Raw genomic sequence first — 12,674 nt, 5'->3', positions numbered from 1 at the left:
AACCCGTTCCGCGCGCGATCCCGCGCGCGGGCCCCCGGTGCTGCGGTGACTGCTGCTGGGCACCGACTCTGCCATGGGAAAAGCTGTAGTGTCACATCAGGTGATCAGTGGATGGCCCTACGTGAAAATCCGCTTCACCCGGGCCGTCGCGTCTTCCATCGCCGAGCGCATCATCGCCGGCGTCGGGGTCGACCGCATGATCGCGAGCTCGTCGGCCGGGCTGCTCGTGCCGTCCAGGAACCGGATCACCCGACTGCTCGGGTTGTCGTCGAAAAGGCTTGAGAACAGCCGAGGTCCGTCGACGTAGCCGCGGTCCAGCGCACGCAGCATCACGGCGTCCATCCAGCGGTGACGCATCGGGTAGGGCCGGGGCGGCACCGGCAGACGCTCGTCGAGCAGCAGCCCGGCGATCTGCGCGGCCTGACGCTGCATGGCCGAGAACGTGTAACCGGTGGACGCGCGGGTCGCCCCACCCGCGGTGCCGAGCCGGAAGAGGCGGTCACCCGTGCGGCGGGCGAACGTGGCGTCGGTCATCGGGATCACGCCGTCTTCGGTGTCTTCGACCGTGTACTCGACGCCGGGCCAGATGCGCCCCAGGTAGGCCTTCAGAGCCTCGTCGTAACGGTCGGAATCGAGCACGGCCGGGCTGAACTCGGTGTACTCGACCAGCGCGGTGTCGGCCGAGAGCGGCAGGCAGTACGAGAAGGCCACACCGCGTGCGGGCTGCGGCACACTGAAATCCATCAGCGTGGCCACGTTCTCGTCGAGCGGCACGGACCCCGGCGCGAAACGCACCGTCCAGCCACGGAAATGCTGCAGCATCATGGTGGAGCCCGGCCCGGTCGGGGCCGACGGGCGTGAGTCGAACACCCAGTTCGCCATCACCCGCTCGTCACCGGCCCGCACCACGGCGTGCGGCATGCCGTCGATCACCGCCTCGGCGGACGCCGTGATGCGCACCCCACCCATCCGCTCGAGCGCGGCGTCGGCCGCGGCGTAGAGGTCGGCGGAACGCAGCATCTGGTAGCGAAGCGGGGCCAGGTCATACGTTTTCGCCGCACCCACCGCGTCGACCAGCCGCATCGTCGGCCAGGAGCGGGTGAGCAGAGGCTCGATCCAGTCGGGCTGCTCGCTCGCGGACGCCCACCAGCACCAGGTGCGGTCCTGCCCGGAACGCCGCACCGGATCGATGACGGCGACGGACGGGGCGCGGCGGCCCGAGGTGCGCGCGGCGTGCTCGAGGGCCAGCACCAGACTGAGCCCGGCACCCCCACCACCGACGATCGCGACATCGACGAACATCCCGGCACCGTGATGGGGCCGGCTCATCCGCGAGTCCCCGGGCACCGAATCCCCGAGCAGGGAATCCCGCCGCGGAGATTCGCCGTGCGACCCGGATTCCCGGAGCGACCGGGAATCGGTGCGAACCTCGATTCCGAGTCCGTTTCTGATTTCCAGGTCGCTCTGGTCGCTGACGTGCACAGGAATTCCGTTCCGTCGGGGTGTAGAGCGCAAACGCTGCCCGCCGGTGTGCGCCGCCTGCGAGCGCTGACCGACGCACCAACCGGTCCCCCGACATTGGTGGTGCGCCGGTCAGCGGCCAGACGCCCGTCATGGGCGTCGGCCGTGCCCGCTGAGCTGGCGCGACGTCGGTGATGCCGATCCCATGGGCCCCCCGGCCCACACCACTGACGTCGTCCCCTCGACAGCGCTTTCACTCTACACATAGTCATCAGTCATATTCGCCGGGTAACCGGTAATCACCTGTGAGATCAGTGAACCTGCCGATTCGGAATTCATCCTCTCGGCCGGTGCCAGGCGTCGTTCATCATGCTCAGGACGCATTGCGGAATCACGCGGCGGGATTCGTGAAAGCCTGAATGCTGCCACCGGATGCTGTTATCCGGCTGCGCACCGTTCTGGCGATCTCGACCGCCCCGGGCGTGTCGCCGTGCACGCAGATCGACTCGGCGGCCACCGCGACCACCGTGCCGTCGTCGGCGACGACCCCTTCGCCGGACACGAGACGCCGCACCTGGTCGGCGATCCGCGCCGGATCGGTGAGCACCGCGCCCGGCCGCGATCGGTCGAGCAACCCGCCGTCGGCGGTGTACTGCCGGTCGGCGAACGCTTCCGGCACGGCCCTCAGCCCCACGGCCGCAGCGTGTTTCAGCAGCAGCGACCCCGGCAGCCCGAGCACCGCGAGGGTCGGGTCGTAGGTGCGCACCGCGTCCACCAGTGCCTCGGCCTGCCCCTCGTTGGCCACCACCGCGTGATAGAGCGCGCCGTGCGGCTTGAGGTAGCCGACCCGGCTGCCCGCGACCCGGGCGAACGCCTCGAGCGCCCCCAGCTGGTAGAGCACGTCGTCGCGCAGCTCACCGGGCGCCACATCGATGAAGCGGCGCCCGAAACCGGCCAGGTCGCGATAGGCGACCTGGGCCCCGATCGCCACCCCGGCGTCCGCCGCCAGCTCACAGCTGCGCCGCAGCACCGACGGATCGCCGGCGTGGAACCCGCAGGCCACGTTGGCGCTGCTGATCACCTCGATCAGGGCGGCGTCGTCACCCAGGGTCCAGCGTCCGAAGGACTCTCCGAGATCGGCGTTCAGGTCGATGACGGGCACGAGAATGATCATCCCCCAGGTGCCTGAACATTTCATGGCGAGAATCTGTGCGGAGCTGTGCGCCGTCGATGTCGCATTTCTGCCAGCGGGAGCCACCCTCGGCCCGTAGCCTCTCAGGATGCCCATCACCTGGTCGGTCCTGCCCAGCCCGGTCGGTGACCTGCTCCTGATCAGCGAGACCGGCGCCCTGACCGGGCTGTTCTTCAGCCCGCACAAGGAGTCCCACAAACAGTGGGACGAGGTGCGCTTCACCGGTGTCCAGGACGACACCGAGCCGGTGCTGGTGTCGGTCACGATGCAGCTGCGGGCCTATTTCGCCGGCGAGCTGACCCGGTTCGACGTACCCCTGCGCCCGGCCGGCACGCCGTTCCAGCTCGGGGTGTGGGAACGCCTGCGGCACATCGACTACGGCCGCACCACCTCGTACGGTGACATCGCGGCCGAGCTCGGGATGGTGCCCGGTGCCTCCCGCGCGGTCGGCCTGGCCAACGGCGCGAACCCGATCTCGATCATCGTGCCGTGCCACCGGGTGATCGGCGCGAACGGCTCGCTCACCGGCTACGGCGGCGGGCTCGACCGCAAGCGCTACCTGCTGGACCTGGAGATGCGCGAGGACGCGCTCTTCTAGGGCTTTTCAGGTGTTGGGAACGACTCGCTCGGGCAGCATCCGGCCCGGGCTGAGAATGCCCTCCGGATCGAGCGCCGACTTGATCGCCCGCATCGCCGCCAGGTCGGCCGAGCTGCGGGTGAGCGGCAGCCAGCGGCGGTTGGCCAGGCCGATGCCGTGCTCGGCGCTGATGCTGCCCCCGAGCGAGGCGACCAGGTCGAGCACCGCCTCGGTGACCGCGCCGTCGGCGTCTTCCTCGAGCGCGTTCAGCAGGTTGACGTGCACGTTGCCCTCGGCGATGTGCCCGAACAGGATGGGCACGGCGTGCCGGGCCACCTCCCGCACCACCGCCGCGAGCTGCCGCTCGAAGTTGGAGAACTGGTTCAGTGGCAGGGCGACGTCGAGCTTGACCGGCACCCCCTCGGCGCTGACGGCCTCGGTCTGCAGCTCGCGCAGCTCCCAGAGCCGGCGGCGCTCGGCGGCGTTGGCCACCAGCACCACGTCACGCACGCAGTCCAGGTCGGTGAGCAGCGTGGTGAGCTCGTCGTAGGCGTCGGGCCGGTTGTCGTCGTCGGCCAGGTCGAAGAGCAGGTAGAGCGGGTGCGGACGATCGAACGGCTGGGCCAGGCGCTCGTGCTTGAGCACCAGCTGCAGCCCGTCGTGGTGGAAGAACTCGGCCGCCTCGAGCCCGGTGAAGTCACGTTGAACGGCCCGCAGCACGGTGAGCGCGTCGTCGACCGTGCTGACCGCGACCAGGGCCGTGCCGACGATCTTGTGCGGGCGGATCAGGTCGAGCTGCACCGCGGTGATGACCCCCAGCGTGCCCTCGCTGCCGATCATCAGCTGCACCAGGTCGTAGCCGGTGTTGTCCTTGGCCACGCCGGACATCCGGCGCACCACCGAGCCGTCGGCGAGCACGCACTCCAGCCCGCGGATGCGGAAACGGGCCACGCCGTTGCGCATCACGCGCTCACCGCCGGCGTTGGTGGCCGCGATCCCGCCGATCGTGGCGGTGTCCCGGGCGGAGAAGTCGAGTCCGATGTCGAGACCGGCCGTGCCCGCCGCCCGCTGCAGCTGGGCGAGCGTGGACCCGGCCCCGGCCATCAGCGTCTTGCCCAGCGGGTCGAGCGGGCCGACCTGGTCGATGCGGGCCAGGCTGAGCACGACCTCACCGTCTTGCGGGACGCCCGCGCCGACCAGCCCGGTGTTGCCACCCTGCGGAACCAGGGCGACCCCGGCCGCGGCGCAGGCCCGCACCACGGACGACACCTGGGCCACCGTGGCCGGGCGCACCACCGCGAGGGGCTTGCCGTGCCAGCGTCTGGTCCAGTCCTGCGCGTACGGCGCGACCGAGTCCGGGTCGGTGACGACGTGCGTGTCCCCGACGATCTCGCGCAGGCCGGCGAGCAGGTCCACGGGGGGCATCCCTCCTAGGGCGACGATGCGCACCCGAATGATCACTGTCCGGGATGTCGCAATCCTCCGCGCGCGACTTTAGCGTGCGATCCGCCGGATTCGAGAGGGGCGAGTACGTACGTTCCGCCGTTGGAGGGCTACCGGTAACCCTGTGGTTTGGCGGAACGGTTGTAGTTGGCCAGCTGAGCGGGGACCTGGCGGTCGTACGGCAGGTCCGGAGAGGGGAACGGCGGGCCGTAGGCGTTGCGCACGCTGATGACCCCGGCCCAGTGGTGCAGCGACAGGTCTTCTTCCGCGTCTTGCGGCGGGCCGGTGCGGGTCTTGAGCGCCACGTCTTCGAGCGGCAGGCTCAGCAGCACGACCTCGGCGGCCTCTTCCTCGTTCGGCGGGCGCGTGTGCTTGGAGCGGCCGGCGACCAGGTGCTCGACGATCGCGTCGAGCCCGGCCAGCTTCGCGGCCGGGTCTTTCACCAGCGAACCGGTGCCCCGGATGACGATGCTGCGGTAGTTGATCGCGTTGTCGACCTCGGCCCGCGCGAGCACGAGCCCGTCGAGCAGGGTGACCGTGACGCAGAGCGCGATGTCGCCGTCGGTGGCCAGTTCGGCCAGCCGGGACTCGTGCCCCACGCGCAGCAGCAGTTCCTCGCCGACCCGGGAATGGGTGACGGGGACAACGATCGGGTCGCCGCTGTCGATGTAGGCGACGTGACACAGGAAGGCTTCGTCCAGAGCCGCGTTGATGGCCTGGGCGTCGTACCGGGTCTGGTCGCTACGCCGGGTGTATGTGGGCAGCTGATGCTCAGCCGCTACCGAATTCACACTTCCGACAGCGTTCGGTTCGGTCGTCATACGTGCCGACCCTGCCCGACTGGAACGACCTTCGCCAGTTTCGTCACCGTCTTGAGTTCGCCCTTCACTTCTGGTGACCAACGGGTCACCGCGTGTGGTCCGGCCTGTCCGTTCAATTTTGGACGACGGACAGCCCGGACTCCACTGCGGCACGACCCGTGTCGCCTACTGGTCACACATACGTCACCCGAGGCGTCACGTCACTTGCTGGGTTCGGGCACCTTGCAGTCGACCTTCGGGTTCGCCCCCATGTAGTTGAGGGGACCGGCGATGATGCTCACCGCGATCGTGCCGGCGTCGGAACAGCTCACCGACGGGTCTTTGTCACTGTCGAAATAGCCGCGCTGAGCCGAGGCGATCACACCGATGAGGAGCCAGACCACGACCACCACTGTCAGGATGCGCATCTCTTCCTCCGAATTCCGATGCCTTCCATGAGCTTGGACCGAGTCAGAATCCGTTGGGAAAGCCAGATGAATCCGGCGATCCGGACTTTCACTCGATGTTGATCACGATACTGACGCCGCCGGATCGCGCCACTCGTGATCATCAGGGCATTCTCGACTCGCCCCACCCCTGACCCGGCGGTAGACGCACGCGGCGCTTTCAGGGGACCTCCCGGCACCTTGGGCCGGATCCCCGGCCGATCTAGAATCAGGACTCCGTTCGGGCCAATTCCCGTGGGAGTCGCGCAGTGTTCGAGAGGGCCGGACCGTGAAAGACGATCGCCGCGCGCTGGTGCTGGCCGGTGGCGGAATCACCGGTATTGCCTGGGAACTCGGCATGGTCGCGGGCCTGGCCGAGCTCGGTGTCGACCTGTCGGGCGCCGACCTCGTCATCGGCACGTCGGCGGGATCGGTGGCGGGGGCCCAGCTGCGGTCGGGCCGGCCGCTCGAACAGCTCTACGCCGATCAGCTGCGGGATGCACACGGTGAGGTCGCGACCGAACTGGGCCGCCGCACGATGCTGCGCTGGGCCCTGCTCGACCTCGCCCCGGGTCCGGCCGAGCGGGCCCGCAAGCGCATCGGCAAGGCCGCACTGTCGTCGAAAACCGTTCCGGAGAGCGACCGTCGGCAGGTGATCGAGAGCCGCCTGCCCGAGCCGGGCTGGCCGCGGCGGGCGTTCAAGGTCACCGCGGTCGACGCGTCCACCGGTGAGTTCGTGGTGTTCGACCGGGAGTCCGGAGTGCCGCTCGTCGACGCGGTGGGCGCCAGCTGCGCCGTGCCGATGGTCTGGCCGCCGGTCTCGATCGGCGGCCGCCGGTACATCGACGGCGGTGTGCGGTCGTCGGCCAACGCGGATCTGGCCCAGGGATACGGCCGGGTGGTGGTGCTGGTTCCGTTTGCCACCTCGCTGCGGCGCAGCGGGCGGGTGGACCACCAGATCGAGAAGCTCGGCCCGCACGTGCACACCGCCGTGGTCATGCCCGACGCCAACGCCCGGCGGGCGATGGGCTCGAACGCGCTCGACCCGGCGTTCCGGTCCGATGCGGCCAAGGCCGGGCGGTCACAGGCCCGGCTGGTGCGTGACAGCGTGGCGGTGGCCTGGGGCCGGCCGCCCAGCTGATGGAACACCGGCAGATCCTGACGAACGCGCTGGCCGAGAACACCGAGGCGCTGGCCGCGCTGGAGCGTGACCACGCGCGCATGGTGGAGGCGTCGCTCGACTCGAACGCCGACGACGAGCACGACCCCGAAGGCGCCACGATCGCGTTCGAGCGTGAGCAGATCACGGCGGCGCTGGCCCGCACCCGGGCCGCCCGCGAGCGCATCGACGCGGCCCTGGCCGAGCTCGAGGCCGGTCGTTACGGCATCTGCTCGTCGTGCGAAAAGCCCATCTCCCTCGAGCGTCTCGAGGCCCGGCCGCTGGCCACGCAGTGCATCCGGTGCGCTTCTACCCGATAATGAGGGACGCGTCGGTGACTCGCGTTCGCGAGCCGACCGACGCGTCCCCCATCAGGTTCTGAAGCTCAGCCCGCCAGCGCGCGCAGGCGGCGGAGCACCTCGTCGGCGCCCAGAACCAGCGCGATCGCGTGCAGGTCGGGGCTGCGGGTGGAGCCGGTCAGGCCCACACGCACCAGCTGAGACGCCTCGCGGATCGAGCCCGGGTAGGCGTCGGGGTTCTTCTTGAACTCCTTCGGGCTGGGCGCGAAGTCGTTCTTGGCCGCGGCTTCCCGGATCTGGTTGAACCACTCCGGCTGCTCGGGCAGGTGCTGGTAGCCCTCGACGAAGGTGTTCACGAACGCCGTGACGACCTCGGGCCTGAGCCCGACCGCAGCCACCCGCTCGTCGGCCGGGCCGGTGGCGTCGGCGAACAGGGCGGGCAGGAAGAACCCGTACTGAGGGCGGAAGTCCGACCACTTGCGCAGGTCCTTGCGGGGGTTCTCGACGCCCTCGCGCTCCACGCCGATCGCCTTCACGGCGAGGTCCTTGTCGGCCTTGAGTACCGTCGCCAGCTCGGCGTCGAAACGCTCGGCCCAGATCAGCACCTGCTCGTAGACCTGCTCGCTGCTCAGCGTGGCGATGTAGTCGGCGCTCATGCCCTCGAGCTTGACCAGGTCCACGAGCGGACCCGCGACGCCGAACTCGCTCAGCTGCAGCGGCGTGGAAAGGGCTTCGGCGAGCGGCACTTCGGCCAGCCGGCCGTTCGCCAGACCGCGCAGGTAGTACTGCACGGCGGGGGCCGGGAAGCCCTGCTCGATGTAGAAGTCGACGCCGGCCTCGGGGTCCTTGCGCTTGGAGAGCTTGCGCTTGCCGCCCGGGATCATCTTCATCAGCGGCGCGATGTGGCCGTAGGTGACCTGTTCGAAGCCGAGCGCCTCGAAGAGCTGCAGGTGCAGGGGCACCGAGCTGATCCACTCCTCACCGCGGATCACGTGGGTGACGCGCATGAGGTGGTCGTCGACCGCGTGGGCGAAGTGGTAAGTGGGCAGGCGCGGGCTGGAGGCGCTGCTCTTGAGGATGACGGCGTCGTTGCGGTTGGCCTCGTGCTGCAGCTTGCCGCGGATGGCGTCGTCGAAGCTGATGCGCAGCGGGCCGTCCTCGGGGGTCTTGAACCGCACGACGTACGGACGGCCCTCGTCGAGCGCCTTCTGCGTGTCCTCGTCGGACTGGTGACGCCAGATCGCCCAGCGGCCGTAGTAGCCGGTCGGGGCCTTGGAGGCCTCCTGACGGGCGCGGATGTCGGCCAGCTCCTCGGGCGTGGCGAAGCACAGGTACGCCTTGCCCTCGCGCAGCAGCTCACGCACGTAGGTCAGGTACAGGGTCTCGCGCTGCGACTGGAAGTACGGGCCGTACTCCCCCTCGGGCTCGTCGGCTTCCAGCCCGAAGTAGCCGAACGCGCGGTTGAACTGGTCGGCGGCGCCCTCGACCTCACGGGCCTGGTCGGTGTCTTCGATGCGCAGCAGGTACTTGCCGTTGCTGTGGCCGGCCAGGTCCTTGTTGATCAGGCCGACGTAGAGACCGCCGATGTGCACGTGCCCCGTGGGGGACGGACCGAGCCGGGTCACCATCGCACCCTCCGGCAGTTGCCGGGGCGGGTACTGCTGCTCCAGCTGAGCCGGTTCGGGGAGGTCGGCCGGGAACAGGGAGTCGATGACCGTGCGGTCCAGCATCAGTGTCCGTCTCTGAGTAGCAACTAACATGTGGTTGGCGGGTAAAGCCTAGTCCGGCGACCCCACAACCAACTGTTCCCCTCGCGCGATCGCCGTGCCGCGCGTCCACCATTCTGATTTGCCGACCTGCGTACACTCGACAGCACAGGCTTTGATCCGCCATCAACGGGGAGCCTCCGGAAGAACAGGGGCCGACGCCCCTCAGTAGAACCGGACGGAATCGGCGCACGTCACCGCGTCTTCGAGCGGCTGCTGGGCAACCAGCGGCAAGCGGGGTGGTACCGCGGAGCCCTTGAAGCTTCGTCCCCGCATGAGTCCAGCCTCATGCGACGACGAAACGCAAGGAGTGTCCCGCCGATGGCCGAACCGACGTTCGCCACCCCCTTCACCAGCCTGCCGACGCGGATCGACCTGCCCGCCACCGATCACAAGATCATCGACTGGTGGAAGCAGAACCGGATCTTCGAGCGGTCCCTGGAGCGCACGAAGGACGGCGCGAGCTGGGTCTTCTACGAGGGCCCGCCCACCGCGAACGGCGCCCCGGGCACCCACCACGTCGAAGCCCGCGTCTTCAAGGACCTCTTCCCGCGCTACCGCACGATGAAGGGCTACGCCGTTCCCCGCCAGGCCGGCTGGGACTGCCACGGCCTGCCCGTCGAGCTGGCCGTCGAGAAGGAACTCGGCCTCTCCGGCAAGCCCGACATCGAGAAGGTCGGCGTCGCGTTCTTCAACGAGCGCTGCCGTCAGTCGGTGACCCGGCACGTCGACGAGTTCGAGAAGCTCACCGAGCGCATGGGCTACTGGATCGACCTCGAGAACCCCTACGAGACGATGTCCCCGGAGTACGTGGACAGCGTCTGGTGGTCGCTGAAGAAGATCTTCGACGACGGCAAGCTCAGCGAGGACTTCCGGGTCACGCCCTACTGCCCCCGCTGCGGCACCGCGCTGTCCGACCACGAGGTCGCGCAGGGCTACGAGAACGTCAAGGACCCGTCCGTCTACGTGCGGTTCCCGCTCCTCGAGCCGCTGGCCGGGCACGCCGACGCCGAGCTGCTGATCTGGACGACCACCCCCTGGACGCTGGTCTCCAACACCGCGGTCGCCGTGCACCCGGAGGTCACCTACCAGCTGGCGCGCAACGAGAAGGGGACGTTCGTCGTCGCCGAGCCGCTGCGCGTGGCCGTGCTGGGTGAGGACTCCGAGGTGCTCGCCGACATCCAGGGCAGCGAGCTCGAGGGCCTGAAGTACCAGCGCCCGTTCGACCTCATCGACATCCCCGACGCGCACCGCGTCGTGCTCGCCGAGTACGTGACCACCGGCGACGGTACGGGTCTCGTGCACCAGGCCCCGGCCTTCGGCGCCGACGACCTCCTGGTCGCCAAGGCCAACGACCTGCCCGTGGTGAACCCGGTCGCCGGCAACGGTCACTTCAAGGACGACGTCCCGATGGTGGGCGGCCTGTTCTTCAAGGACGCCGACGAGCCGCTGATCATGGACATGAAGAAGCGTGGCGTGCTGTTCCGCTCGCAGCGCTTCGAGCACTCGTACCCGCACTGCTGGCGCTGCCACACGCCGCTCATGTACTACGCGCAGCCCGCCTGGTACATCCGCACCACGTCGGTGCGCGAGCAGCTGCTGCGCGAGAACGAGCAGACCAACTGGTACCCCGACCACATCAAGAACGGCCGGTTCGGCGACTGGCTCGAGAACAACATCGACTGGGCGCTCTCGCGCACCCGGTACTGGGGCACGCCCCTGCCCCTGTGGCGCTGCACCAACGAGCACGTGACGGCGATCGGTTCTCGTAAGGAACTGGGCGAGCGCACCGGCCGCGATCTTTCGGAACTGGACCCGCATCGTCCGTTCATCGACGAGATCACGTTCGACTGCGCCGAGTGCGGTGAGACGGCCACCCGCGTCCCCGAGGTCATCGACGCCTGGTACGACTCCGGCGCCATGCCTTTCGCGGCCATCGGGTACCCGCACGTTCCCGGGAGCGAGAAGGCCCTGGAAAGCCGGTATCCCGCGCAGTACATCTGCGAGGCGATCGACCAGACGCGAGGCTGGTTCTACTCGCTGATGGCCGTCGGCACGCTGGTGTTCGACCGCTCGCCGTACGAGAACGTCGTCTGCCTGGGCCACATCATGGCCGAGGACGGACGCAAGATGAGCAAGCACCTGGGCAACATCCTGGCGCCGATCCCGCTGATGGACGCGCACGGGGCCGACGCCCTGCGCTGGTTCATGGCCTGCTCGGGTTCGCCCTGGTCGCCGCGTCGCGTGGGTCCCGGCCCGCTCGACGAGATCACGCGCAAGCTGCTGTCGACGTACTGGAGCACGGCGTCGTTCTTCAGCCTGTACGCGAGTCACGTCGACTGGTCGCCTGCTTCCGCGCGACCGGTCAGCGAGCGCAACACCCTCGACCGCTGGGTGCTGGGTGAGCTGCACGCTCTGGCTCTCGACGTGGACCACAAGCTCGAGAACTACGACACCGCCGGAACCGGCCGTGTGCTGGGCGATTTCGTCGACGACCTGTCGAACTGGTACGTGCGTCGCTCGCGTCAGCGGTTCTGGGACGGCGACATGGACGCGCTGGTCACGCTGTACGAGTGCCTCGACGTGCTCACCCGGCTGCTGGCGCCGATCGTCCCGTTCATCACCGAGGAGGTGTGGCAGCTCGTCGTCCGCCCGGGCAACACCGCCGCTCCGGACTCGGTGCACCTGGCCGACTGGCCGGTGGCGGACGAGTCGCTGATCAGCGCGGCGCTGTCCGAGGAGGTGCGCTTCGCCCGTAACGCGGTGGAGGCGGGCCGGGCTGCCCGTAAGGCGTCGAAGGTCCGTGTGCGCCAGCCGCTCTCGGCCGCGTTCGTGGGTCTTCCGGGTGGCGTGACGCTGTCGCAGGCGCTGCTCGACGACATCGCCGAGGAGCTCAACGTCAAGAAGCTCGACACGCTGGCCTCGGCCGGGGCGGTCGTCGACGTCGAGATCAAGCCCAACTTCCGGGCGCTGGGCAAGCGGTTCGGCAAGCAGACGCAGGTGGTGGCCAAGGCGCTGGCGGCTCTGCCGGCGGACGACGTGGTGGCCGCCCTGCGGTCGTCCGGGTCGGTCTCGGTGGAGTTCGAGGGCGCGCCGGTCGACATCACCGCGGAGGAGGTCGTCGTCACCGAGCTGCCGCGTTCGGGCTGGGTGGTCGAGACCCAGCGCGGTGTGACGATCGCGCTGGACACCGAGGTGACGCCGGAGCTCGAGGTCGAGGGCCTGGCCCGCGACGTCGTGCGCGTCGTGCAGCAGGCGCGACGTGACGCTGACCTGGACATCTCCGACCGGATCCGCCTGGTGGTGACGGCGCCGGCCGAGGTGCTGGACGCGGTGCGCGCACACCAGGAGTTCGTGGTCGGTGAGGTGCTGGCCGACTCGGTCGACCTGGCCGAGCACACGCCCGACGGTTCGCCGGACGCGCTGTCCGGTGGGTTCGCGGGGATCGTGGGCGAGGTCGAGATCACCGTCTCGGTCGCGAAGGCCTGACCAACACGGAGGACGCTTCACGCGCTGGTGTGTGAAGCGTCC

At 69.2% G+C, this 12,674-nt stretch carries 10 protein-coding genes; 4 read left to right on the top strand and 6 right to left on the bottom strand.

The genetic code is table 11. The features are described 5' to 3' along the window. Positions 1-117 precede the first annotated feature (117 nt). Both J2S57_RS10890 and J2S57_RS10885 read right to left on the bottom strand, forming a co-directional pair. A complete protein-coding gene (locus tag J2S57_RS10890; RefSeq protein WP_307241186.1) occupies positions 118-1,329 on the bottom strand; it encodes a lycopene cyclase family protein in 1,212 nt (403 codons plus the stop codon). 523 nt (positions 1,330-1,852) lie between these two features. Beyond that, the gene (locus tag J2S57_RS10885) at positions 1,853-2,635 is read right to left on the bottom strand and encodes a LamB/YcsF family protein (protein ID WP_370882621.1); all 783 of its coding nucleotides are present in this window, start codon (positions 2,633-2,635) and stop codon (positions 1,853-1,855) included. Between the two features lie 106 nt (positions 2,636-2,741). On the opposite strand from J2S57_RS10885, the gene J2S57_RS10880 reads away from it, so the two are divergent. After that, a complete protein-coding gene (locus J2S57_RS10880) occupies positions 2,742-3,251 on the top strand; it encodes a methylated-DNA--[protein]-cysteine S-methyltransferase (protein ID WP_307241183.1) in 510 nt (169 codons plus the stop codon). A gap of 6 nt (positions 3,252-3,257) precedes the next feature. Here the strand turns inward: J2S57_RS10880 and J2S57_RS10875 are convergent, their stop codons facing one another. The 3 genes from J2S57_RS10875 to J2S57_RS10865 all read right to left on the bottom strand — a co-directional run bounded on the left by J2S57_RS10875 (position 3,258) and on the right by J2S57_RS10865 (position 5,901). Continuing rightward, positions 3,258-4,655: an FAD-binding oxidoreductase gene (locus J2S57_RS10875; RefSeq protein WP_307241182.1), complete on the bottom strand. Its 1,398-nt coding sequence runs from the start codon at positions 4,653-4,655 to the stop codon at positions 3,258-3,260. 128 nt (positions 4,656-4,783) lie between these two features. Then, positions 4,784-5,494, bottom strand: coding sequence for a pyridoxamine 5'-phosphate oxidase family protein (locus J2S57_RS10870; RefSeq protein ID WP_307241180.1), 711 nt, complete (start codon positions 5,492-5,494; stop codon positions 4,784-4,786). Between the two features lie 200 nt (positions 5,495-5,694). After that, on the bottom strand, positions 5,695-5,901 hold the full coding sequence (locus J2S57_RS10865) for a hypothetical protein (protein WP_307241178.1): 207 nt from the start codon (positions 5,899-5,901) through the stop codon (positions 5,695-5,697). A gap of 307 nt (positions 5,902-6,208) precedes the next feature. Between J2S57_RS10865 and J2S57_RS10860 the strand changes: the two genes are divergently transcribed. Together J2S57_RS10860 and J2S57_RS10855 are read left to right on the top strand one after the other, a co-directional pair. Then, complete coding sequence (locus J2S57_RS10860; protein ID WP_307241176.1) at positions 6,209-7,060, top strand: patatin-like phospholipase family protein; 852 nt, start codon at positions 6,209-6,211, stop codon at positions 7,058-7,060. Then, a complete protein-coding gene (locus tag J2S57_RS10855; RefSeq protein ID WP_307241174.1) occupies positions 7,060-7,398 on the top strand; it encodes a TraR/DksA family transcriptional regulator in 339 nt (112 codons plus the stop codon). Before J2S57_RS10860 ends, J2S57_RS10855 begins: the two co-directional genes overlap by 1 nt. Before the next feature lie 65 nt (positions 7,399-7,463). Here the strand turns inward: J2S57_RS10855 and J2S57_RS10850 are convergent, their stop codons facing one another. Next, positions 7,464-9,107, bottom strand: coding sequence for a glutamate--tRNA ligase (locus J2S57_RS10850; RefSeq protein ID WP_307241172.1), 1,644 nt, complete (start codon positions 9,105-9,107; stop codon positions 7,464-7,466). 357 nt (positions 9,108-9,464) lie between these two features. On the opposite strand from J2S57_RS10850, the gene ileS reads away from it, so the two are divergent. Then, positions 9,465-12,632: an isoleucine--tRNA ligase gene (ileS, locus tag J2S57_RS10845; RefSeq protein ID WP_307241170.1), complete on the top strand. Its 3,168-nt coding sequence runs from the start codon at positions 9,465-9,467 to the stop codon at positions 12,630-12,632. The last annotated feature ends 42 nt before the right edge of the window (positions 12,633-12,674 follow it).

It is taken from the genome of Kineosporia succinea (genome assembly GCF_030811555.1).
GTDB lineage: Bacteria > Actinomycetota > Actinomycetes > Actinomycetales > Kineosporiaceae > Kineosporia > Kineosporia succinea.
Note: the sequence above shows the minus strand (reverse complement) of the source record. Positions and strands in the feature narration are given on the sequence as shown.